General features: G+C 38.4%; 21 protein-coding genes. 11 read left to right on the top strand and 10 right to left on the bottom strand.

Annotated elements, in window-relative coordinates:
- Positions 1–4 precede the first annotated feature (4 nt).
- The 9 genes from MJO53_RS17015 (at position 5) to MJO53_RS14150 (ending at position 9,443) form a co-directional block, all read left to right on the top strand.
- Entirely contained in the window at positions 5–1,045 is a 1,041-nt protein-coding gene (locus MJO53_RS17015) for an acyltransferase family protein (RefSeq protein WP_420485533.1), read from the top strand.
- A gap of 24 nt (positions 1,046–1,069) precedes the next feature.
- Entirely contained in the window at positions 1,070–2,359 is a 1,290-nt protein-coding gene (locus MJO53_RS14185; protein WP_252079578.1) for a nucleotide sugar dehydrogenase, read from the top strand.
- A 35-nt stretch (positions 2,360–2,394) separates the two neighbouring features.
- Complete coding sequence (murJ, locus tag MJO53_RS14180; protein ID WP_252079577.1) at positions 2,395–3,744, top strand: murein biosynthesis integral membrane protein MurJ; 1,350 nt, start codon at positions 2,395–2,397, stop codon at positions 3,742–3,744.
- A gap of 80 nt (positions 3,745–3,824) precedes the next feature.
- Positions 3,825–4,919: an O-antigen ligase family protein gene (locus MJO53_RS14175; RefSeq protein WP_252079576.1), complete on the top strand. Its 1,095-nt coding sequence runs from the start codon at positions 3,825–3,827 to the stop codon at positions 4,917–4,919.
- Positions 4,916–5,986: a glycosyltransferase family 4 protein gene (locus tag MJO53_RS14170; protein WP_252079575.1), complete on the top strand. Its 1,071-nt coding sequence runs from the start codon at positions 4,916–4,918 to the stop codon at positions 5,984–5,986. Before MJO53_RS14175 ends, MJO53_RS14170 begins: the two co-directional genes overlap by 4 nt.
- Positions 5,986–6,531: an acyltransferase gene (locus MJO53_RS14165; protein ID WP_252079574.1), complete on the top strand. Its 546-nt coding sequence runs from the start codon at positions 5,986–5,988 to the stop codon at positions 6,529–6,531. The genes MJO53_RS14170 and MJO53_RS14165 overlap by 1 nt, the downstream gene beginning before the upstream one ends.
- A gap of 62 nt (positions 6,532–6,593) precedes the next feature.
- On the top strand, positions 6,594–7,175 hold the full coding sequence (locus MJO53_RS14160; RefSeq protein WP_252079573.1) for a serine O-acetyltransferase: 582 nt from the start codon (positions 6,594–6,596) through the stop codon (positions 7,173–7,175).
- Between the two features lie 3 nt (positions 7,176–7,178).
- Complete coding sequence (locus MJO53_RS14155) at positions 7,179–8,243, top strand: glycosyltransferase (protein ID WP_252079572.1); 1,065 nt, start codon at positions 7,179–7,181, stop codon at positions 8,241–8,243.
- 60 nt (positions 8,244–8,303) lie between these two features.
- Positions 8,304–9,443, top strand: a complete 1,140-nt coding sequence (locus MJO53_RS14150) for a glycosyltransferase (RefSeq protein ID WP_252079571.1) — start codon at positions 8,304–8,306, stop codon at positions 9,441–9,443.
- 92 nt (positions 9,444–9,535) lie between these two features.
- Here the strand turns inward: MJO53_RS14150 and MJO53_RS14145 are convergent, their stop codons facing one another.
- The 3 genes from MJO53_RS14145 to MJO53_RS14135 are packed head-to-tail and all read right to left on the bottom strand — an operon-like array spanning position 9,536 to position 12,062.
- Positions 9,536–10,519: a polysaccharide deacetylase family protein gene (locus MJO53_RS14145; protein ID WP_252079570.1), complete on the bottom strand. Its 984-nt coding sequence runs from the start codon at positions 10,517–10,519 to the stop codon at positions 9,536–9,538.
- A 36-nt stretch (positions 10,520–10,555) separates the two neighbouring features.
- Positions 10,556–11,176, bottom strand: coding sequence for a hypothetical protein (locus tag MJO53_RS14140; RefSeq protein WP_252079569.1), 621 nt, complete (start codon positions 11,174–11,176; stop codon positions 10,556–10,558).
- A 16-nt stretch (positions 11,177–11,192) separates the two neighbouring features.
- The gene (locus tag MJO53_RS14135) at positions 11,193–12,062 is read right to left on the bottom strand and encodes a 3-keto-5-aminohexanoate cleavage protein (protein WP_252079568.1); all 870 of its coding nucleotides are present in this window, start codon (positions 12,060–12,062) and stop codon (positions 11,193–11,195) included.
- Between the two features lie 248 nt (positions 12,063–12,310).
- Here MJO53_RS14135 and MJO53_RS14130 point away from each other — a divergent pair, with 248 nt between their 5' ends.
- Positions 12,311–14,566 carry a TonB-dependent receptor plug domain-containing protein gene (locus MJO53_RS14130; protein ID WP_252079567.1) on the top strand — a complete coding sequence of 752 codons (2,256 nt, stop codon included), beginning with the start codon at positions 12,311–12,313 and terminating at the stop codon, positions 14,564–14,566.
- Positions 14,563–14,931, top strand: a complete 369-nt coding sequence (locus MJO53_RS14125; RefSeq protein WP_252079566.1) for a heavy-metal-associated domain-containing protein — start codon at positions 14,563–14,565, stop codon at positions 14,929–14,931. The genes MJO53_RS14130 and MJO53_RS14125 overlap by 4 nt, the downstream gene beginning before the upstream one ends.
- Positions 14,932–14,950: 19 nt before the next feature.
- Here MJO53_RS14125 and MJO53_RS14120 read toward each other — a convergent pair whose 3' ends face one another.
- The 7 genes from MJO53_RS14120 to bshA all read right to left on the bottom strand — a co-directional run bounded on the left by MJO53_RS14120 (position 14,951) and on the right by bshA (position 23,313).
- Complete coding sequence (locus tag MJO53_RS14120) at positions 14,951–15,307, bottom strand: hypothetical protein (protein WP_252079565.1); 357 nt, start codon at positions 15,305–15,307, stop codon at positions 14,951–14,953.
- Positions 15,307–16,677, bottom strand: coding sequence for a tyrosinase family protein (locus MJO53_RS14115; protein WP_252079564.1), 1,371 nt, complete (start codon positions 16,675–16,677; stop codon positions 15,307–15,309). The genes MJO53_RS14120 and MJO53_RS14115 overlap by 1 nt, the downstream gene beginning before the upstream one ends.
- 34 nt (positions 16,678–16,711) lie before the next feature.
- Positions 16,712–18,811 carry a fibronectin type III domain-containing protein gene (locus MJO53_RS14110; RefSeq protein WP_252079563.1) on the bottom strand — a complete coding sequence of 700 codons (2,100 nt, stop codon included), beginning with the start codon at positions 18,809–18,811 and terminating at the stop codon, positions 16,712–16,714.
- 306 nt (positions 18,812–19,117) lie between these two features.
- The gene (locus MJO53_RS14105) at positions 19,118–20,281 is read right to left on the bottom strand and encodes a GNAT family N-acetyltransferase (RefSeq protein WP_286037767.1); all 1,164 of its coding nucleotides are present in this window, start codon (positions 20,279–20,281) and stop codon (positions 19,118–19,120) included.
- Between the two features lie 144 nt (positions 20,282–20,425).
- On the bottom strand, positions 20,426–21,592 hold the full coding sequence (locus MJO53_RS14100; RefSeq protein WP_252079561.1) for an OmpA family protein: 1,167 nt from the start codon (positions 21,590–21,592) through the stop codon (positions 20,426–20,428).
- 114 nt (positions 21,593–21,706) lie between these two features.
- On the bottom strand, positions 21,707–22,174 hold the full coding sequence (locus tag MJO53_RS14095; protein WP_252079560.1) for a hypothetical protein: 468 nt from the start codon (positions 22,172–22,174) through the stop codon (positions 21,707–21,709).
- Complete coding sequence (gene bshA / locus MJO53_RS14090) at positions 22,171–23,313, bottom strand: N-acetyl-alpha-D-glucosaminyl L-malate synthase BshA (RefSeq protein WP_252079559.1); 1,143 nt, start codon at positions 23,311–23,313, stop codon at positions 22,171–22,173. Before bshA ends, MJO53_RS14095 begins: the two co-directional genes overlap by 4 nt.
- Positions 23,314–23,324 lie beyond the last annotated feature (11 nt).

Raw genomic sequence — 23,324 nt, 5'->3', positions numbered from 1 at the left:
AGCAATGCACAAAGGAACAATTTTTGGGTTACCCTCTAAGATTGATAATATCGATTTTCTTCGCGTTTTCGGTATATCAATTGTGGTCCTAAGGCATGCCTTTGCGCCATTTACTGGATCCTGGGATGTTGGAAAATTGTATGGGTTCAATGAGGTTGCCAGTATAATCGGCTCCTACATCTCAACCATTTCCATGCCCTTATTTGTATTTATTTCAGGGTTTTTGTTTAGCTATTTGAGGAATTACCTCAATAAGTACCAAACCTACCCAATCCTAATAAAGAAAAAAACGCGAAGGTTACTTATTCCCTATCTGGTACTCTCCCCTTTGTACATCTATTCCTTTTTGGATTATATATCCTTTTTCGACTTTATCAAATACATATGGTCCGGACCGGGGCATCTTTGGTTCCTTCCCATGATTTTCATTTTGTTTTTGATATTCTACCCTTTGGAATCATTTTTAAAAACAAATATCATACGGGGCTCTTTTCTACTTCTGTTCCTTTTTTCATTGGGCCCCATAACCCACTACATAGGACTTCCCGCTTTGGCCAAAGTTTTCAAGTACATCCCATTTTTTTATTTGGGCTACATGTTCTATTTAAAAAATGACGTCATATCGAAGTATCTTCGGAACAAGTTTTATCTTTTTTTCTTTTTACATTTAGCACTTTTCTTTTTTTTCTATGCTATACTCCCCAATTATGTGGATAATAGAATTTTAAGTAGCCTTATAGCACATTTCAAGCTTATTCCCTTAGGCCTTTTGTCAATAACATTTGTATACATCTTGTTTTCCACTACAAATGGCACTGTCCCAAAAAGTTTGGAGAACATCATTGGCACAATAAACAAGAACAGTTATTACATATATCTAATCCACGAACCTTTATTGAAAATTTTCTATGAAATCGACATTGTCCGGTCTTTACCGATATATCTGGTAATCATTGCCGGTTTCACCATTAGTTTCTTTACCTCACTAATATTGAGTGAAGTAATATTAAAATTTAAGGTTGGAAGACTATTGATAGGCGCTTAAACACAAGAAAATTAAACTTAAAATATGAAAAATAACAACCAAAAGATTGCTATAATTGGACTAGGATACGTTGGCCTACCGTTGGCTCGACTTTTTGCCACCAAATACCCCGTAGTTGGTTTTGACATCAACAAAGAGAGAGTCCAGGACTTACAATCAGGAATTGATGCTACTTTGGAGGTGGAAAATGAAGTATTGAAGCAGGTACTTGTGGATGGAAATGATCCAGAGCAAATTGGATTGTTTTGTACTGATGAAATCGAGAATATTAAAAATTGCAATTATTTTATTGTTACTGTACCTACTCCTGTTGACCGTACAAAAAGGCCTTTACTCACCCCTCTCTATAAAGCAAGTGAAACAGTTGGCCAAGTAATCAAAAAAGGAGACGTTGTCATATATGAATCAACGGTTTATCCAGGAGCAACGGAGGAAGAATGTGTCCCCATATTGGAAAGAATAAGTGGGCTATCATTCAACAAGGATTTCTTTGTAGGTTATTCTCCGGAAAGAATTAATCCAGGCGATAAGGAACATACTGTTGAAAAAATATTAAAAGTTACCTCTGGATCAACACCCGAAGCCGGAAAAAACATTGACACACTCTATGCTTCGGTAATTACTGCCGGGACATATTTGGCCCCAACCGTAAAAGTGGCAGAAGCTGCAAAAGTCATTGAAAACTCGCAAAGGGACATCAACATTGCCTTTGTTAACGAACTGGCCAAAATATTCAACCTTATGGATATAGATACCAGTGAGGTATTGAAGGCCGCCAGTACAAAATGGAATTTTCTACCCTTTAAACCAGGTCTTGTTGGAGGGCATTGCATTGGGGTAGACCCATATTATTTAGCCCAAAAAGCACAACAGGCAGGGTATCATCCCGAAATTATTCTTGCAGGGCGGAGAATGAATGACAGCATGGGTGAATATGTTGCCTCAGAGGTTATCAAATTGATGATTAAAAACGACTTAAAAATAAAACAAACTGATATACTTATCTTGGGAATTACCTTTAAGGAGAATTGTCCGGATGTAAGAAATACCAAAGTAGTGGACGTAGCAAGAAGTCTCCAAAGTTATGGTTTGAATGTTGACATCTTTGATCCTTGGGCCGCCCCTGAAGAAGTACATGAAGAATACGGTCTTACAACTTCACAAAAACTTCCAAATAAAAAGTATAGTGCCATAATCCTAGCAGTTGCCCATAGTAACTATATGGGACTTGACACTGACAGTTTATTGCTAGAAGATGGAGTTATCTATGATGTTAAAGGTGTCTTACGAGGAAAGGCCACCAAATCGTTATAATAAAGGGAAATCGGGCAAATAAAATTTGTGACCTAATGTTTTTATCTTTCTTAAAAACTGGTTTGCACAGAATCAAAGGATTGGCAAAACAACCTTTGGTTCTAAATTTTGCCATTGTAGGAGGACTAACGGTTCTAATGAAACTGTTAGGGTTCTACAAAGAGACCATTGTTGCCTCCACATTTGGGCTTTCCGAGTTATTGGATACCTTTCTAATTGCCATGTTGATACCTACGTTTGTTCAAAACGTGTTTATCAATGCGCTAAAGAACATTTTTATCCCAAATTATATTATTGAACTTAAAAATGGGAATAAACCTTCCCATTTTCAGTCAATAGTATTTATTGTAACCGCTGTTTTCTGTGTGGTCTTTTGTCTTTTAATCGTAGCCTTTTCAGATGTGTTCCTAGATTTACTCTTCCCTAATCATGAGGAAGGATACTATTCCTTGATCAGGAAACAATTGTACATAATACTTCCCTGTATTTTTTTCTGGGGATTCTCCACTTTACTAAATGGATTGCTGGAAATATCCAATAGATACTTTCTATCCAGTGTAGGGGCATTTTTCCAAGTTATCGCCATTATTGTGTGCCTCTCCTTTTTTAAGGAACAAATGGGAAACATGGTCTTGGCCATAGCCACTCTGATTGGTAGTTTCCTTAGTTTCATTTTTGTACTCATCGTGGCCTTGACCTATAAAGAAATCAAACTTTCCACTCCAAAATTGAACTCCAATTCAAGACTCATGATCCGTCAATTACCCCCTAAAATATCATCGGGGCTTCTAGCCGGTCTAAACAATTTTGTAGATCAGTTTTTTGCCGCCCAGTTGGTGGTCGGATCCCTTTCTGCAATTAATTATGGGATAAAAATACCCTCCTTTACCATTAGTATTCTAATGATTGCACTGGGCAAGGTATTGCTACCCCATTTTTCAAGACAATTGAGCGATAATACATTACGAGCTTATTCCCAACTGTTCAAAATGCTTAAACTGTTGTTCCTATGGGCATCAGTCTTGGTAATCATAGGAACCTATTTTTCCTCAGATATCATACGCATCCTTTTTGAAAGAAATGCTTTTGGTCCGGAAGACACCAAAGTTGTAGCCAATATTCAAATCATAGCTTTGATTTATATTCCATTCCATATTTGTACTTTGGTATTGTCCCGTTTTCTGACTAGCATTAATAAAAATACTTTTATGGCGTGGACCTCTCTATTCTGGCTCATTGGAAATATTATCTTGAACAGTCTGTTAATTAAACCATATGGAGTCTATGGATTAGTCATGGCCACAACAATTATTTACATAATAAACAGTTCAATATATATGTTTTATACATACAAACAGTATTCTGATCTAATTAAAACCAAGTAGGGCGTTTATCCAATGATTTTTTTTTGGTTACGTTTAAATTAAAAATTAACACCAGACAAAAAGAGTAAAGCCAGATAATTATGGCAAAAACTATTAGATATATTGCATTAGCGCTAATGCTTTTGAACTTGCCCTCTTTCTTTTTGGCAAAAGTTGGATCGGGTGCGGGAGGCCTTGGCAGTGCCCTAATGTATGCTATACTACTCGTCTACTCAGTAATCGTTAGGAGAGTATCGTTCTTGGGCTTCTTTATAATATTAGGATTAAGCTACTTCCTGATATCAGGAGTTCATCTCTATAGTGGGGAAGAATCTGCCTTTATATACACTTTTATAAAATTCATGATTGTTGTCGTATTTGGTGCGGAAGCTGTCAGATATACAACCAAGAAGGAAATGTTCTATTTGCTGCTCATTGGCGCAATGTCCATTGTACTCAATGCAACCTTTTTCGGGGACAGCTACGGAAGGTATAGTGGTTTTTATTTAGACCCCAATGCTGCTGGATTTATCTGTATAACGGGTTTTGCACTCACATTCGGTCTAAACAAAAGTAAAATAAAACTTTTAGGCCAATTTATTTTCTCACTAGCCGGTTTTTTCACCTTTTCAAGAACATTTATTCTGCTATGGGTCATCTTGATCCTTATATCGTTGATCATAAATGCCAAAAACATTAAAATTGCCCTGATTGGCTTTGTAATAGTAACCCTATTAATTTCTTTTTCAAGCATATTCAAACTCAATACCGTTCGCTTCAACCAGTTAAAATCCATTGTAAGCAGTGAAGAGGTTTCAACCAACGAACTCGGTAAAGGGTCTCGGACCACAACTTGGTCATATTTCTATGACTATATTTATGAAAAACCCGTTTTTGGTAACGGATATGGTTCTTTTCAAGGTAGAGGCCTAAGGCGGGTTGGGCCCCATAATTCCTTTCTTTTGGTCATTGGGGAGTCAGGTATATTTCCTTTTATTGTGTTCATAGGACTTTATGGTTTATTGATTTTTAAAGGGATTCAACTTTTCAGGGAAAGACCTTATTTGTTAATGATGGGGCTTGGACAATTTCTTTTTCTGTTGACCAGTCATAATTATTTTACTTCCACCTATCTCATTTTATCAACCATGTGGATTTATATAAGAACCAAAGAGCTATCAAACGCACAAGAATGAAGTTAGATTTTATCATTGCACATCTTAGAAGTGGTGGGGCCCAAAGGGTTATGGTATTGCTTGCAAATCATTTTAGCAAATTAGGCTATCAAGTAAACATCATCACTTTTAATAAAGGGCTTGCCTTTGATTTGGACGAGAAAATAAATCTGGTCAATCTGCACCACGGAAAGATTCCAAACCATACCTTTCGAAGCCTATACAACCTGATTCTGTATTATAAAAAAAAGAAGAATAGACCTAATCTCGTCATCTCTTTTATTACCCAGTTGAACTTTATCAGCATATTGGCCTCCAAATTCTATGGCATAAAAATTATAGTTTCAGAGCACAGTAACTATCTCAGTGCCCAGAAGCCTGTATTTTTTACACATTTTATCAGAAAATATTTATATATAAAAGCAGACTATCTTACCGTCTTGACTTCCTATGATGTAGATTTTTATAAAAAAATGGGAATCAATGTTACCATAATGCCCAATCCCCTTACTTTTGAAGTAATAAAAGAACTGCCAGCGAATAGAACACGGACAATTTTGGCCATTGGGAATGTGGAAAGATATCACATTAAAGGCTTTGACAATCTATTGGAAATAGCTGCTCCCTTATTAAAGAAATATCCTGATTGGAAGCTGAAAATTGTTGGAGGCGGAGATAGTGGATTACAGTTCTTAAAAGAGAAAGCAAAAGATTATGCCATAGAGGATTATGTTGTTTTCCCTGGTTTTAGAAATGATATAGCGAAAATCATGAACGATTCAGAAATTTTTATCCTAACATCACGACATGAAGGGCTTCCCATGGTACTTTTGGAAGCCATGTCCCAAGGAATGGCATGTATATCCTATGATTGTATAACGGGACCGTCCGACATTATAACCCATGACTATAATGGTATATTGGTAGACAATCAGAACATTCCCGAAATGAGGGCCAATCTTGAAATGCTAATGAACGATAATGCACTCCGGGACAAGTTAAAAAATAATGGTCCAAAAAGTTTAGATCGTTTTAAAATTGAAACCATCGCGTCCAAATGGATCCAACTTTTTGAAAATTTAAATTAATGGGAGTTTTTCGTAAAATATTTCATTTACTTAAAAATTACTACTTCATATTTACTAAGTCTGGGGTAGAGTATGCCAGAAGTCTTGGCGTTACCATTGGAAGTGACTGTAGGGTGTTAACCTCATCTTTTGGGTCTGAACCTTGGTTGATTACCATTGGAAATAAAGTAACCATAACTTCTGGAGTTCGGCTTTTAACCCACGATGGGGCCACTTGGTTATGTGAAGATAAAAAAGGAAGAAGATATTCCTATAAAAAAATAACGATTGGAGACAATGTTTTCATTGGAACAAACTCTATTTTAATGCCTGGGGTAAAAATAGACCATAATGTAATTGTTGCTGCGGGCAGTGTGGTTACCAAATCTGTACCGACCGGAGTAATTGTAGGGGGAAATCCTGCCAAAATCATTGGATCCTACGAAGATTATATATTGAGGGCCAAAGAGGAATATGTTACAAAAGCGGATATGGACTACAACAAATCCAAAAAACAACGAATCAATGAAGTTGTAGACCCCAAATTCAAAGATTATCTAAACTAAATCAATATTCCTTGCGTTGAATATATAACGGTACTTAAAAAATCATACCTCCAGACTACTGAATGATTCGTTCTAAAGCACAATACAAAGAATATCTAATGGCCGATCAAAAGGCCAGAGGAGTCAGGATACAAGGCATTAAATCAAAAATAAAGGATTCCCTGTATCCGACTCCCACCTGGAAATTTCAAAAAAGATTACGAAAACTGGAATACTACACCAATTGTAAAAAAGGGATATTTTCCAAGCTCTATATCAAGTATCTGACCTACAGGTACCGAAAACTCTCTGTTAGACTAAGCTTTTCCATTCCTTTGAATGTCTTTGGGCCCGGGCTTTGCATTTTACATTATGGCACAATTGTTGTCAATTCAAGAGCCAGAATTGGAAAAAATTGTAGAATGGAGGTGTGCGTGAATATTGGTGCTTCTGGAGGAAAAGTGGATGCCCCGATTCTCGGGGACAATGTATATATTGGTCCTGGTGCTAAAATTTATGGCGGTATTCGCCTTGGAAACAATATTGCAATTGCCGCCAATTCTTCGGTCAACAAAACTTTTGAAGAAGACAATATTCTTATTGGTGGGTCCCCTGCCAAGAAAATTAAAGACTTTGATATTAAAACAATCATAAAACATCTCTGACTTGTGAAAATCAAGATAACGTTTATACTTCCTTCATTATCGGCTGGTGGGGCAGAAAGAGTAATGTCATTTGTTGCGCAGAACATTGACCCAGACAAGTTTGAAAGTACCTTGCTCATTACCGGGTCCAATAAAGGAGCTGCATACAAAATCAAGGGCATAAACGTCGTTTTCCTCAATAGTTCTCGAGTTCGTTATAGCGTTCTCTCTATTTTTAAGTATTTAAAAGCCTATAAGCCCAATATAGTGGTCAGTTCAATTGCCCACCTCAATACAAGCTTGGCATTTATTTCCCTTTTTTTTCCAAAGACCAAGTTCATTGGTAGGGAAGCCAATGTTCTAAGTGTTCTAAACCAGTTTAAAAAAGGGAACAATCTGTTCAATTCATTTTTAATTAAGATAAGCTACCGGTTGTTTGATTCGGTTATTTGTCTTTCTGAGGATATGATGGCCGATTTATCTGAAAACTTCGGGGTTCCAAAGTCCAAAATCGCCTTGATCAACAATCCGATCACGGACGACTTTAAGGTGAAGCCCATTATGGAAAATACTTCCAATAAACCCATGAATTTTATAACCGTTGCCTCGCTTAAAAAGCAAAAAGGGCACCTAAGAATATTGTCCATACTATCAAAATTGGATTATCCATATACCTACACCCTAATAGGCAATGGACCACAAAAAGAAGCAATATTCAATGCAATTGAAACGCTAAAACTAACCGGGGAGATTGTCCATGTCCCTTTTACAGACAATGTTTCCGAATATCTTGCAAAGAGCGACTATTTTCTTCAAGGAGCTTATGTCGAAGGTTTTCCAAATTGCCTTGTGGAAAGTTCCGCTGTGGGAACACCAATAATAGCTTTTAATGCACCTGGCGGCCTGAATGAGATTATAGAGCCTGGAGTAAACGGCTATATCGCCAATACCGAAGAAGAATATTTGACTTACTTGAACAAACAGAAAAAATGGGAGCCTTTAAAAGTAAGTCAGCATGTGAAAAACAAATTTTCGAAAGAGAATATTCTTGAGAAATACGAAACTCTTTTTACCCAAATCGTTAAATAATAATCGAATTTGTCCAATTGCGAACGTTGATCGGACCATTCTTCGAAACCCAGAGCACAAATGACCCTAAAGAAAGATGTAGTTGATTGGCTTACCATAGTCTCTCATGATGCCAATGGAGGAGCGGAGCAGACACAAAAGAACATTATATCCTATTTGTGCAGAAATGGAAAAAAATGCCACGTTATAATTTTACGAAGGAAGGATTTAGGCTTCTGGGGCGATATAGAGGACAAATGCAAAATTGTTTATTTTCCTTTTGAATCCCACTCCGTCGGATATCTCTTCCTTTTTCCATACTTACTTTTCCTGAGCACTACAATGAGATTTACCCATGTATTCTCTTCACAGACCCTCATTAATGGCATTATTGGTTTCTACAAAAGAATTGGCATTTTCAGGAATTCAAAAATAATAGTTAGGGAATCCACATCTATTTTTCAAAGGAATTTAAGCCACTTTAGCAGAATAAAATATTTGCTTGCATACAAATTGGGATATCCTTCTGTTGATTTGGTGATATGCCAAACAAACTTTATGAAAGTCGACCTTGTAAAAAGGCTGCCCTTGCTGGAGAAAAAAGTTCACGTTACCGTAATTCCCAACCCAATAGATATAGAGAATATTGAACAGCGGTCTATGGAAAAAATACCTATGACAGAAGTCCACGAATATATAGTGACCGCTGGTAGGCTCATTCCTGAAAAAGGGTACGATATCTTAATTGATTCCTTTGCCAAGATACGTTCCGATCTAGTAGGGTGCAAACTTTATATATTGGGGAGAGGTGCCGAAAAAGAAAAACTACAAAATCAAGTAGAACATCTGGGGCTAAAAGAATCTGTAATATTTATGGGATTGGTTGACAACGTTTACCCCTATTTTAAAAATGCAAAGCTTTGCGTGGTGTCATCAAGAGTTGAGGGGTTTCCCAATGTACTGCTCCAAATGATGTCCCAAAATGAAAACGTGGCAACAACATTATGTGCCGGGGGCATTAGTGAAATTCCCGGCATTTATACCTGTGAAGTTGAAGACCATGAAGCCCTTGCCAAAACTATATTGCATTGTCATGAATCCGACAATTCCGAAAAAAGGCAAATTTTTAACCGTTATTTAGAAAAGAGAGGGTTAGATGCCTTTTTAAAAAGGGTTGAACTTGAATTGGAAGAAGCACTTTCATCTTCAGAACACCATTAGTAAAATTTATTTGTTAATGGATTCCAAGTCTAGGCCATCCCTATTCACACGGAGAATGGCCAAATCTTGTTTCCAATGTATAAAGCCATAATCTAAATAGAATCCATTTCATTGGCCAATTCCAGCATTGTCATGCTTTCAAAGCCGTACTTTTCATGTAAAACCCGGTAATGCTTCAATATTTCTATCAATGAAACAAAGTTTTCTTTAGTGTTGGCCCCAAAATTATGTGGATGCCACCAAAGGTGATACACCTCATTGTTTTTTGCGGCATATGACATCCCATTTTTTATTCTCCGTATTTTTAGTTGCTCCAACAAGGCACCACCCTTTTCTTTATAAGGCCTCAAAAATCTACTTGAAGGAATGTTATATGGCTTTTGTCCTGCCAAATCTGAAATCTTATAGGTGTGTGGGCCGGAAATGTCCACGTAGCAGTCAAAAGTGCGAAAAACTCTCTTTAAAAAAGACGTATCATGTTCGCTTTCGGGGTTTTGAAACCACACTTTCTCGTTACCCCTATAGGCTCTAATCCCATAGACACTGCAGATATCGACATAATCTTTTCTGAACTGATTTCTAGGGAAAACCAAGGATTCTATAACTACACTATTATCTTTTGCAATTCTTAAAGCTGCTTTTATATCTGCCTCAAAATCCGTGGCCGTTTGCCCCTCTTCTTTACAATAAAAATGTGAAAATGTATGGCTCCCTATTTCGTGCTCTGGATAGTTTTTAATCAAATTAATCAAATTAACGGCATAATGATGGAGATCATTTTCATGCTCTTCCTTGACCGAGGTAAAATTATCCAGATATGGCGATAGATTGGAATCCTTGTATTGTGGTTTTTCTTGTGGGGAATACTGTACTAACTCTTCTTTATTTTTAGCGAATAAAAAACCTACCGTTGCAAATGTTGCATGGACGTTGTACTCTTTAAATATGGATAACATTTCCGGTACAATAGTATGTACTTTTGCTATGTTGTTGCCATAGGAAGTTAATGACCTTTTATCCCTAACCCCCCAAAATAACTCAAAATCCAACGATATTATAAATTTTCCTTGTTTCATAATCCTTGGAGAAGCTTCAAATTTAGTTCAAGCATTTCAATATTTTTTTAAAAGAAAGCTGAAATGGTATTTTTTGAATATTGTAATGCTACAATATAATTTTTCATGTGTTGCCTTTAGTTTCTTTTTAAACCTTAACGATGATTTGTTAAAGAAATTTGTAATACTATATATTTTAGTGATACCTTCTTTCCGTATGATATCGTAGCTATGATATCTTAAATAGGGGGCAAGGTTTCTGCCTCGATGTCCTTCTATAGTGAACATATTCAACAAATAGGCTTCTTTATCCCTCAGTTCCAGCACCATTTTGCCAACCTTTATCTGATCGTATGCAGTGAACATAAATGCAGCCACCCCATTTTCATGCATCAAACCAATACATTTTTGGCCTTTATCAAAACCTTCTATCAACCCTCTAATATTGCTTATCCCGTATTTTTTTCCAACTGCCTTCATTTCATCGGCGTCAAAGGATTTAATCGAGTATTTGTCCCTTTCTTTTGAAATCACCGGTTCCGCAACCTCAAAAGTGCCTTCCTGCTCCAAATACAAAAGGTTTATGTCCAATCCAAGCTTAGCAAGCCTATTTCTTATACCGTAAAGAACAAGCCCATACCTTATTTTATTCCAAAACCAATTAACTTTATTCTTCATAGAAGCACTATTTTACCTAAGCGGTACAACGACCATATTTTCCATCGCCAGGTTCCAGATTCATTTGCTTTCTTAATTCAGAGGGTTTCATAACGCTTCTTCCGTTGGCATTGGCTATTAAATGCACCCTTTCCAACAAACTTTGGTTGGTTGCCAGTTTTGACCTAGAGGCATCATACCATATATTGTCCTCCAGTCCTACACGCACACCCCCTCCTATGGCAATCCCTATGGAATTCATTTGTAACTGAGTGTTTCCGATACCGGCCAAACTCCAAAAAGAATTATCGGGTAGGTCTTTTATCATTATACCAGTATGCAACAAGTCTGCCTGTGCGCAGGCAATATTCCCCAAAAGCAAATTAAAATAGTATGGTGGTTCAATCAATTTTTTGTGCTCTAGATATTTTGCGTAATTAATCATCCCGGCATCAAAAACCTCTAACTCTGGCACAATGCCCCTCTCTCTCATTACGCGTGCCAAATCCTGTACCATTTGCGGGGAATTTGTACTGGCAACCTTGTTAAAGTTCAAAGAACTTAAGGTTAAGCTTCCCATATCCGGTTTTAAATTCCCTTCCAAAAAGAGTGCATCGGAGCGTTGCTCAAGCTGATTGAAGTTTCTACCGCTCAGTGATACACAAATCACTAATTGGGTATCAAACTTTCTAATTCCTTCTATGATGTCACCATAAAGCTCCTTTTTATATGTTGGGACTCCCGTCTTTGGATCTCTGGCATGAAGGTGAACCATGGTAATGCCTATTTCCGTGGCTTTATGCACATCTTCTACAATTTCAGAAACACTTACTGGCACATGTGGGGTCATCTCTTTTGTAGGAATCATCCCCGTTGGAGTAAAATTTATAATCAAATTATCAGGCATGGCTGTTGGTTTTAGGGTACCTAAACTAATAAGGAGCTGCGCAATTTCATCTTTTATTGGTTAAAATGCCTTTCATATTAGTTGATCTGTCTCGATTATATGTATAAGAACATAAAATCAAGTATTACATGAGTAAATCTAAAGGACATCCAAAATAAATCCAGCTTATCTTTATTAATTTTGTATAACACCATTTGTAATAATCAAACATTTAATCCGTTCAATAGCATAGTTATTATTCCTACCCCATGAGAGCTTCCACATTCATTATAGTATTAATGCTTATCCCATTGACAATAAGGGGTCAACTTAAGATTAAGGGGAAAGTATTGGAGTACAGTTCTGATGGGACCGAAATGTTTTTATCTGGAATACGGGTATTTTGGTTGGAAAGCAATATTGAAACCAGTACTGATGACAATGGTCAATTTTCAATCCCCTATTCAAGGGAATACAGCAAATTGGTCATTGATTCCCCAAACCATATTTCCGATACCATTGTTGCCAACAGACCGGACCTTGGAAAAATTAGGCTTATAAAACAAGTGTATCTTGATGAGGTAGTGGTTAAAAAGGAAGTGGAACCCCTTCAAAAATCGCTTTTTACAGCGCAAAACGTAATTACGGTAAGTAGCAGGGAGATGCTTAAAGCCGCCTGTTGCAATCTATCGGAAAGCTTTGAGACAAACCCGTCCGTGGATGTCAATGTTTCCGATGCAATTACAGGTGCCAAGCAAATCCAAATGCTTGGTCTTACTAGTCCATACCTCCTATTCACCCAAGAAAATATGCCATTGGTAAAAGGAGCGTCACAAATCTATGGATTGTCATTCATACCTGGATCTTGGATAGAAAGTATTCAGATTACAAAAGGGTCAGGAAATGTTGTGAACGGATTTGAGAGTATTTCTGGACAAATAAACACAGAGGTCGTAAAACCCTTCTTGGATAGAAAACTGTTCCTTAATGTCTACGCCAATAATTTTGAACGCTATGAGTTCAATGCAAGGTACAACCAAATACTTTCCGATAAAATCGCCACGGGTATTTATGTACACGCCAACCTTAGAGATGGCAAAATAGATGATAATTCAGATACATTTTTGGATACGCCTTTGGCAAAACAAATAAACGTAATGAATCGTTGGCAGTACATGGATCCTAAAACGGGGTGGGTAAGTTTTTTGAACATCCAATATCTTGAAGATGAAAAACAGACCGGACAGGTATCTTTTGTCCCAGAAAGGGATAAGCTTACGAACAATGTATGGGGAAGTGAGGTGAAAACAAACAGAATTGACCTTTCCTGCAAGTTAGGGTATGTGTTTCCCGAACTCCCCTACCAAAGTATGGGGCTGCAAATTGCATACAGTAAGCATGACCAAGATTCGTACTATGGCCTCAATATCTATAATATCTTGCACGATTCCTTTTATTCAAATTTTATATTTAATGGAATTTTGGGCAGCACCCAGCATAAGTTTAAAACTGGTATGAACTTTAACCATGATCATTTTAACGAGAACGTCAACACTACTTTCTTTGCGAGGACCGATGAATCGTTCGGGGGCTTCTTTGAATATACCTATGACAGTCTGGAAAAGTTGAGTCTTGTTGCCGGTATGCGTATAGACCACCACAACCGGATAAAAACATTCCTTACTCCAAGATTACACCTTAGGTACTCTTTATGGGAAAAGGCAAGCCTTAGAGCTTCCGTGGGCAAAGGAAAGCGCGCCGCGAACATTTTTGCGGAAAACCAACAGCTCTTCGCTTCGTCAAGGGCAATCAGCATTTTTGGCAACGATGGAACCATTTATGGATTGTCTCCCGAACGAGCGTGGAATTTTGGTGCCGGCTTCATTCAAAAATTTTATTTATGGAACAAACCTTTTGAGTTTTCCCTTGATTTTTATAGGACTGTTTTTAAAGACCAAGTTGTTGTGGATTGGGAAGACCCGAATGTTGTGTCATTTTATAATCTATCCGGAAAAAGTTCTTCAAATAGCGTTCAAGTTGATCTTAACTATGAGCTTTTACAGAATCTTGACATACGGATGACCTATAAGAATTATGATGTTACCTTGGATTATTTGTCTTCGGGAAACCTAGAAAGACCATACCAGCCTTTACACAGGTTTTTTACAAACTTAAGTTATGAAACCACGTTTAATCATAGCGGTGCCCACTGGCGTTTTGATTTCACCTACAATTGGCTGGGAAAGCAACGATTGCCCCGTAGGGCAAACGAAATGCCAACGGTTTCAAAAGTATACTCCACGGACTACGGAATTACCAATTTTCAGGTCACAAGGGTTTTTTCGCATAAATTTGAAGCCTATCTGGGAGGAGAAAACATAGGCGATTTTATCCAAAAGAATCCCATTGTGGGCAGCAACGATCCCTTTGGTCCATTTTTTGATACAACTCAAGTATTTGCTCCTGTTCTAGGGGCAACCTACTATATAGGAATGCGTTTTAAACTATTAACAAAAGAGTTATGAAAAGACTTCTATCCATTTTTGTTTTTTTACTGATCAGTGCAGGGGCCTTACACGCACAGGACAAAAACAAGAAAGATAATTTTGAGGTAAAAGGCAATTGTGGCATGTGTAAAGCCCGGATTGAAAAGGCCAGTATAAAGCTAAAAGGAGTAAAATACGCATCTTGGGATGTTGAATCCAAGGAGCTTTCGGTAATCTATAATGAAGCCAAATGTTCTCTGTCTAACATAAAGGAAGCCATATCAAAGGTAGGTCATGATACTGACGAGTTCACGGCGGATGACAAAGTCTACGAAAAACTGCCGGCCTGTTGCAAGTACCGAGACCCCAATAGTATGCTCATGGATCACTCAATGAAATACTAAGGCAAGTATCCCTGTTGATTTATTCCTTTTTTGACCGAATCCTAAATGTTTTCTTTTCAAGGTCAACATCATATATGATGTAATTATAATGTTCCCCTCCACTGGGGGGGGGGAGGTATTGGGCAAAATTTACTCCTTCAATTCCAAACTGAATCGTCGGATTATGCTTGTCCAATTCAAATAGAAAGAATTTCCCTTCAGAAACACCTTCATTTGGCAACGGGTCAAACCGTTGGGAAAACAGCATCAAATTGGTTACTGTATAGCCGCTTTGATTGGTGATACTCACGGTTGTATTGGTCTGCGCACTATCCAAAGCCGAGCAGCAGCACAAAAACAATAGAGATGATAAGAGTAAGGGCACAATATGGTTCATTACAATTTTATGACTCGCTTTGCCAGTAAAAGTTTTCCTGAATTATCAGTAACACGAACCACATAAACACCTACCTTGAGGCCATATAGCTTATTGATCACAATGGAATTGGTGTTTTGGTACGACTCTTCCTTGACCAACATTCCCATCATATTGAATACTTCTATCTTACAGTCCGTATTCTTATCCAGATTGATGGTTATCTTTTCAGTAAATGGATTAGGGAAGGCCGCTAAGATTACGGGAGAATCATCATTCTCTTCTTCTTCCCATACAATTGGTTTAAGATCGGCAATATAATCGAAAGGATTTTTGGTCCTTGGTACTCTACTAAGCGCTTTTCCTGTTAAAGCTGCCGTTTCTGTGTCTATTTTCATTTCAAATTCGCTTCCAGGTTCGGCAGTAAAGCCGGGCAACAATTCTATTTCGTTCACCGACTCAAATGTACATGCCGTTCCAGCTGGCACAATAAAATTGTCACCTGCCTCTATTCTATATTGATAATAAAAATATTCAACGGGATTATAGGTATTGCTTACAATGTAATTATCCAACTCGGCAAGCTGGTCTTCAGCATAAAATACGCCTAAAGCTCTAGTATCTATTATATCATTGGGGTTGACCAAAGGAAGGGTTTGCCCATCAAAAACATAGGTCCCATCATACCGCAACATAGATTGTGAAAGGTAGAAAGACCCCTGATGTATTTCTTCCCAATCATGCCAAACCTTGTCAACAAAACTGTGGTGGAAATAAAACACAGGGTCTCTTGGAGAAGCAGAAGTAGGCATTACACCACCTGTCCAAATATGTGGACTGGCATGGCCCCTGCCTCTTTCAAAGTCATTTGAAAACTCATAAAAATCAGTTGTTGCCACAAGATTGGCCAAACTTTGCGGAGATATAAGTGTCCCCCCTGGAGAACCTAAACTTCTTCCCAACTCCCAATTCTCATCAAAACTACCCATTAAATCCTCATCCCAAAGAGGGGAATTTACAGATTGGTCCGTAGAAGAATCCCAATATCCTAAACTAATTCTGGGGTTAATATCTTGAATTGCCTGCTCCATTTCAAACATTTGTCTCCTATGCCATGGTAAAAAAATGTCTCTTTCAGGTTCACTCATTAGATTAAAGTGAATGTCCAATCGTGTAGGATCCTCAGTGTTATCAAAATTGAAAAAATCCATATGGAAATCTGCCAAATCATCTATGAGATCTGGTCCTTCCCTCAACAAATAAAAGGCATTTACCAGTTCTGCTTTCTCATAGTCGGTCATTTCCAGATGATTCTTCCTAATACTCTGTCCCTTGCCACTAAAGGCAAATAACCAACAGAAAACAATAATAAATATGTAATGTTGCTTCATTCTAAAGACCTCTTTTTCCTTTAACCCAATTTTTTTAACGATTCTCTCTAACTTCTTTTTCCAACTCCAACAGCCTATCAGTGAAATCTTTTTCAATCTTTTTGTTCTGTAGCTCAAGCTCCTGTATTTTCTTCTCTTGCTGAATGGTGTACAAAGTCAACTCTTCTATCTTCTGTAGCAATTTGGCATTCATCTTCCCAAGATTGATTCCCTCTTTCTCCACTTCATCTGCACTTGGAATATTCAATAAGTGTCCATTGGCCAAAATATGGTCTTCCACCTCTTCCAATGATGGCAAACTATATTGCTTGGTGAAAACAAAATCGGGCCAATTAACCTCTAACTCAACTTTAACACTTTCTGCGATAACACTCCCAGCCACTGCCAACCTATATCCTTGGGTGTCCGTTGCTCCAACGCCTAAATTTCCATCGACGAACAAATCCCGAGCTTGCCAATCAATAGTGGCCAAGTTAGCGTTTAGGGAGGTATAGTCCACTATGCCACTATCTTCGGATGTGACTACATTTTCCGTATTGCTGACACCAGAAACGTTCCCCGCTGCGTCTTCGGCAAAGACCGTAAAATCATAACTTGTACTTGGTGAGAGACCAGTTACATTTAACGCCGTGGTCGTTCCTGTATTGGCAATGCTGACCCCGTCTTGAAAAACCTCATAATTGGTCACGGCGACATTATCCGTGGAAGCACTCCAAGACAATTCAGTACTTATTGATGTGGTATTCGAAGCACTTAGGTCCGATATCACACTTGGGGCCTCTACGTCCACTATACCTGTAGTATTGACCGTTTCCGTGTTACTCGCTCCTGAAACATTTCCTGCAGTATCCTCGGCAAAAACTGTAAAATCATAGCTTGTCCCGGGCGACAGTCCAGTTACATTGAACGCCGTGGTTGTTCCCGTATTGGCAATGCTGACCCCGTCTTGGAAAACCTCATAGTTGGTCACTCCAACATTATCCGTTGCTGCACTCCAAGCCAAATCAGTTGTTGTGGTGGTGGTATTGCTACTGGCCAAGTCCGCAATTGTGCTGGGAGCTTCAGTATCTGGTGGTGGGCTGGTCAATACGGGTTCTATATTACTTACGGTTGACGTATTACCGGCCGCATCACTTGCAATTACCGTGAAGTTATAATTTGTAGCACCAACAAGCCCTGAAACATTAAATTCAATCACTCCCCCAGTGGTTCCTATACTCACATTATCCTGAAAAACCTCATAGTCGGTAACTCCCACATTGTCCCCTGGATCACTCCACGATAGAAAAGCCGTAGTTTCGGTAATTAAGCTCGCTGTCAAATCGGTAACCGCATTGGGTCCTTGGGTATCGGCCAATGTAAGTACGTTGGTTGTATTACTGACCGTAGATGTATTACCCACTGCATCCACTGCAAATACCGTAAAATCATATGCGGTATCCGGAGCAAGACCTATTACACCTAAATTTGTGGTTCCACCTGTAAAACCAATACTGACTCCATCCTGAAAAACTTCATAGTCCGTAACAGCAACATTATCTGTAGATGCATCCCAAGAAAGATCGGCTGACGTCTCCGTAATATTGTTTGACGACAAATTTGAAGGAGCCGTAGGGGCTTCTGTATCTTGATTGACGGGAACAATGGAGACATTGTCCAAATAAATATCCGTACCCGCCAATCCCCTATTATAAAAGCGTAAGGTTTGACTATCTGAATTGGTGGTGAAGGAAATGGTAAATTCTTGAAGCGTTTCATTGGCACTGGAAATGGGAGGACTAATGACAGGGGTAGAGTTGGTAACACCTGCCCAGACTTCAACCTGAATATTCGCACCGGGCCCCTCTGCCAAATACACTTTCATTTCGTAATCAACACCATTGGCCAGTCCAGGAGATATCTGCACCCTGTCATTGGCTCCATCTATACTTGTGCCACGGTACGAATATGTTCCTACAGCCACAATTTCGGTTTCCACTGCCGTTGAACATCCTATCCCCCTTATATCCGCTATAGAGCCCAACGAATTTGATTCGTTGAGAGCAGCAGCTGCATTGGATTGAACAAACTGCTCTTGACCACTAACGTTGACCAAGAAAAATAGAAAGAAAATAAATACCGCTTTTGATTTCATGGTTGGTTGCTTTTGTTGATTTTGGCATGCCATCTTTTGAAAATGGAAAACCATTTTCAAAAATATTACATAAACACAGGGGAAAAATAATACTCTATGAACTACAAATAACTTCTATAAAATACCTATTTTGATGAATTGTCCCCTGCTTTTCTTTCAACCTTGGAGAACTCTACGATCTTCTAGGTGACAGGAGCAAATATTCAGAAATGTATTTAGTAATGTCAGTTATGTCAATATCCTTTATCAGAATTGGCTAATGCGCTTTGACCAAATGTCATAAAATTTATCTTAAGAGCGCCTTATTCAAAGAAATGTCACTACTATTTTTATTGATTTTCCTTCAATTATATACGAGAAATCGTCAGATTTATACACATTTATCGAACTATAATGCTCTGAATTGATATACTGAAACTCACATAGGGGGCGTTTTAGAAAAGTGAGGGCATCGAGCTCTTCTTCCTGTAGCCTTTCAAAATTGGCTACCTCATCCAAACCACCAATCTCTCGAACTTCATACTTGGGCATAGTGCCTTCTTCCGTTGAACTATTTTTCGTTTTGGAAAATTTTTGAGATGAGTCGATCAACCTAGAATAGAACTTTTTCTTCTTGATTTTGGCAGCCAAAACAACCATGTTCGCCTTTATCCTACTTATAAGACTATCGCCAACATACAATACATGATCATTGTAGAAATAGGTATCGTTGCTCCACTCATTTTTATAAGGTAATTCACCCCACATCATGTCATATCTTTCAAATCCATTTTCCAAACACCATTCTATGCATTTCACCATATGTGTTTGGCCCAATCCAAATTTATAATAATCTATATCATAAGATGTTATGGCGCTAACACAAATATTTTGATGGCAAAAAGCAAGAGACATTGAAATAGGCCTATTTCTTTCCAAAACCACATTTAAGCAAGCTTTCTGTTGGAGAATCAATTCAAATACATTGTTCTTGTATTCATTCCATCGTTTCAATCCTTCATGTTCCACACCCTTTTGGGAAAAACGATTTTCAATCATTTCCTGAAAAGCGATGAACAAATTATTATACTCTGTTTCTGTTATTTCACCAAAATAGGACCTGAATTCAATATCAAAACACTTCTCCAGCCTTTTCATTCTTGGCCTGATATTTTTGGCCTTCTTTTTTAAGTGCTTTTTTAAAAAAACGTCAATCGTCTCACATCCATCAAGATTGACTATGAATCCTTTTCTAGATTCAATTGGGATGACTTTGCAATTGGCATTTTCATCTAAAATGGCCTCAAAATAATGGGGAACACAACTTACATATAATACCGAATTTTTTAATCCACTAGGGAAATCCCCATTCCTTATCGAAAATTCGTTATTAATTTTATTCTGAATTTTCGAATAATGGGGGATAATCAAACCCTTTTCAAAAAATTCAAAGTAAAAATTCTTTTTTGAGGGTTTCAAAAACTTAATCATTGTATTGATTTTATCCAGTGGATTAAAACATTCTTGTTATTTGAAAAACTTACCAAGCCATGAGATTAACCAGTTTCTCCCATACAGATTCGACTGTGCACAGACATGGTATCCCAAAAATATGGAACAACAGTAATATAACCCTTACTGATCCATGATAATAAACTCCGACCTCCTGTTCTTGGAATGCTGTTCTTCCGAACAACGTACACCATCCTCACATTCGTTCACCAACTGGGTCTCGCCAAAGGCATCATGACTTATTCTACCGGCGGACACACCCTTGGAAACCACATACTCAACAGTACGTTCGGCACGTCTTTCGGAAAGCCATTGATTATATTTTTTGGTGCCTCTGGAATCGGTATGTGCCGAAACCTTTATCGCCAAATTAGGCTCATCTTGCATAATGGTCACCAATTCATCAAGTAATTCCTTATCTTTTGAGGTCAAGTAGGAAGAATTGAGTTTAAAGTATACTTTGCCCAAGTTGTTGATCTTGTTGCGAAGTTTTGCTCTTCTGGCCTCCTCCGCTTCTTTCTTGGCTTTTTCGGCAGCTGCCAACTCTGCTGCTTCTTTTTCCCGTTGCAAACGCTCGGCCAATAGTCTTGCTTCTTCTGCATCGGCAATAGAATCCTGTACACGTTGTTGTTCTTTTTCCAGCTCTTCCAATAAAGCCAGTTTTTCTTGACCTTTTCTAGAAAGTCCCTTTTCTACCTCGAACCTATAAGCTACACCGAGTGCATGTTGTATATGGTTCGATGCATTTTCGGTATCCATGGCCCATTTTCCTGTTGAGTTGAAATCCAGCCCCCAATGATCGGAAAACCATGTTCTAAAACCAATAACCGCGTTGTATGTTCCCCTGCCTTGGTTGTCGGCATCGGTATATCCCGCGCCAATTCCGATATAGGGATCAAAAAAGCCGGTTTCTCCCAAAATCATATTTAAATCGTAGCTTACCCTAAAATCGAGACCCCAATAGTCAACATCTTCAGGATTTACAACATTATCCACGATGTTGCCTTCTTTGTAACGGTTGTACGACCCTATGGCCTCCAAACCAAGGCCATTTTTAAAATATCGTCCTACGCTTACACGAGATGGATAGGGTACCATGTTCCAACCATCACTTAAATCGAATAGTTCACCAAATTCATCACCGGAGTCATCAACAATGTTGGTACCCAAGGACACCAGCCAATAGCTTTGCACTATGCTGTCCCTTTTGGTCAATTCAAGGTCTTGGGCAAAGGTCAAAGCAGAAAAACTCATGGCAATGACCATCATTGCAGGTTTAGAAATGTTCATTTTAATTGATTTGAGGTTATCAGCCCCAAAGCTAGTTCAAGGTGATAAGAAAGCGAATTTTGCACTTTTAAGTGCGCTTATTTTCGATGAGTAGTAGATTGGTTTTGGAAGAGCCTAATTATCAATCTTTTGAAAAACAACCGCTTTATCGACCAAAGGCATTTTGTATAGATAAAATGGATAGGTAATGGGCTGTTTCCCGATTTTATCCTCTTTTTCCTCTGCTATCAGTTCAACAGCAATTGTAATCGCCTGATCTGATTCTTTTAGCTTGGACAAAACAGGTTTTCGTACATTATTTTGCTCGCCCAAGCATATAATAATGGCCATTTCCGAGGAAAAATCCAAAATTGGCAATGGAAGTCCTGGTTTTCGGGTCTTGTTAATTTGCGAGTAGTATTTGCGCAACGATTTATTGTCGGTAATAATTGTGGTCTCGTAGTATTCTATGTTACTATGGTTATCAAAATCCACCAACTCCATATGCTCTAATCTTTCACCCACGGGAGAATGCCCCTCCTTTTGTGCTTTACAGGAGAACAAACAAACCACTGCTATGAGATAAATATACTTAATGGTCAAAAGGTGTTCTTAAAACGTGATTTATAGGCTTTTTCATAAAGTTCCTCGTACAAGGGCAAGATATGCACAATATCGAACTTGGAGGCTACATTAAAGGCGTTTTCCTTGAATTTCTCCAAGGTTTCATCGTCTTTTAAAATTTGAATCCCCTTGGCCGCCATGGTATCCACATCGCCCACATCTGCCAAAAATCCGGAAACGCCATCAATATTCACTTCTGGAATTCCTCCCGTATTGCTGGAGATTACTGCTACTTTATTGATCATGGCCTCCAAGGCCGCAAGTCCAAAACTTTCGGTTTCCGAGGGCAACAAAAATAAATCGGAAAAACAAAGAATCCTATCTATCTCGTTACTGTTTCCCAAAAACAACACTTTATCCTTGATTCCTAGTTTATCGCAAAGATCTTCTGCCTTTTCCTTTTCCGGGCCCTCACCCACCATGATCAATTTCGCGGGAACCTCTTTTTGGATTTTATGAAAAACCTTTATTACGTCGGGTATCCGTTTTACTTTTCTAAAATTACTGATATGCGTTATGATCCTCTCGTCTTCCTTCGCCATCATAGAGCGTTGACAGTCGGTATAATCCTCACTGTACTTTTTGCTCTCGATAAAGTTCGGGATGACCTCAATGTCCTTTTCGATATCAAAAAGCTTTAAGGTTTCTTCTTTGAGGGCCTCGGATACGGAGGTGACCACATCGGATTTATTGATACTAAAAGTAACTGCAGGCTTGTAGAATGGATGCTTGCCCACCAGTGTTATATCGGTTCCGTGCAAAGTGGTTATCATTGGTATAAAAATACCATATTCCTGAAGCATTTTTTTTGCCATATAACCCGCATAGGCATGTGGGATGGCATAATGTACATGCAATAGCTCTATTCCGTGGAGTTTGATGGTGTCCACCAATTTACTGGACAATGCCAGCTCATACGGTTGATAATGAAACAGGGGATACTCCGGAACATGCACCTCATGAAAATGGATATTGTTTCCCAAAAGTTCCAAACGTACTGGTTGCCGGTAGGTGATAAAGTGCACCTCGTGGCCTCGTTCGGCAAGGGCAATACCCAGCTCCGTGGCAACTACTCCACTACCTCCGAACGTTGGGTAACACACAATAGCTATCTTCATAGGACAAATCT

Origin of the sequence: Flagellimonas marinaquae (assembly GCF_023716465.1) — a bacterium.
Taxonomy (GTDB): Bacteria; Bacteroidota; Bacteroidia; order Flavobacteriales; family Flavobacteriaceae; genus Flagellimonas; species Flagellimonas alginolytica.
The sequence above is the reverse complement of the archived record's forward strand: the minus strand, read 5'-3'. Positions and strand labels throughout refer to the sequence as shown.

What these genes read in the sequence shown, in the direction of transcription:
- MJO53_RS17015 (WP_420485533.1), top strand. Translation starts at nt 5, where the DNA reads ATGCACAAAGGAACAATTTTTGGGTTACCCTCTAAGATTGATAATATC.
- MJO53_RS14185 (WP_252079578.1), top strand. Translation starts at nt 1,070, where the DNA reads ATGAAAAATAACAACCAAAAGATTGCTATAATTGGACTAGGATACGTT.
- murJ (WP_252079577.1), top strand. Translation starts at nt 2,395, where the DNA reads ATGTTTTTATCTTTCTTAAAAACTGGTTTGCACAGAATCAAAGGATTG.
- MJO53_RS14175 (WP_252079576.1), top strand. Translation starts at nt 3,825, where the DNA reads ATGGCAAAAACTATTAGATATATTGCATTAGCGCTAATGCTTTTGAAC.
- MJO53_RS14170 (WP_252079575.1), top strand. Translation starts at nt 4,916, where the DNA reads ATGAAGTTAGATTTTATCATTGCACATCTTAGAAGTGGTGGGGCCCAA.
- MJO53_RS14165 (WP_252079574.1), top strand. Translation starts at nt 5,986, where the DNA reads ATGGGAGTTTTTCGTAAAATATTTCATTTACTTAAAAATTACTACTTC.
- MJO53_RS14160 (WP_252079573.1), top strand. Translation starts at nt 6,594, where the DNA reads ATGATTCGTTCTAAAGCACAATACAAAGAATATCTAATGGCCGATCAA.
- MJO53_RS14150 (WP_252079571.1), top strand. Translation starts at nt 8,304, where the DNA reads ATGACCCTAAAGAAAGATGTAGTTGATTGGCTTACCATAGTCTCTCAT.
- MJO53_RS14145 (WP_252079570.1), bottom strand. Translation starts at nt 10,519, where the DNA reads ATGAAACAAGGAAAATTTATAATATCGTTGGATTTTGAGTTATTTTGG.
- MJO53_RS14140 (WP_252079569.1), bottom strand. Translation starts at nt 11,176, where the DNA reads ATGAAGAATAAAGTTAATTGGTTTTGGAATAAAATAAGGTATGGGCTT.
- MJO53_RS14135 (WP_252079568.1), bottom strand. Translation starts at nt 12,062, where the DNA reads ATGCCTGATAATTTGATTATAAATTTTACTCCAACGGGGATGATTCCT.
- MJO53_RS14130 (WP_252079567.1), top strand. Translation starts at nt 12,311, where the DNA reads ATGAGAGCTTCCACATTCATTATAGTATTAATGCTTATCCCATTGACA.
- MJO53_RS14125 (WP_252079566.1), top strand. Translation starts at nt 14,563, where the DNA reads ATGAAAAGACTTCTATCCATTTTTGTTTTTTTACTGATCAGTGCAGGG.
- MJO53_RS14120 (WP_252079565.1), bottom strand. Translation starts at nt 15,307, where the DNA reads ATGAACCATATTGTGCCCTTACTCTTATCATCTCTATTGTTTTTGTGC.
- MJO53_RS14115 (WP_252079564.1), bottom strand. Translation starts at nt 16,677, where the DNA reads ATGAAGCAACATTACATATTTATTATTGTTTTCTGTTGGTTATTTGCC.
- MJO53_RS14110 (WP_252079563.1), bottom strand. Translation starts at nt 18,811, where the DNA reads ATGAAATCAAAAGCGGTATTTATTTTCTTTCTATTTTTCTTGGTCAAC.
- MJO53_RS14105 (WP_286037767.1), bottom strand. Translation starts at nt 20,281, where the DNA reads ATGATTAAGTTTTTGAAACCCTCAAAAAAGAATTTTTACTTTGAATTT.
- MJO53_RS14100 (WP_252079561.1), bottom strand. Translation starts at nt 21,592, where the DNA reads ATGAACATTTCTAAACCTGCAATGATGGTCATTGCCATGAGTTTTTCT.
- bshA (WP_252079559.1), bottom strand. Translation starts at nt 23,313, where the DNA reads ATGAAGATAGCTATTGTGTGTTACCCAACGTTCGGAGGTAGTGGAGTA.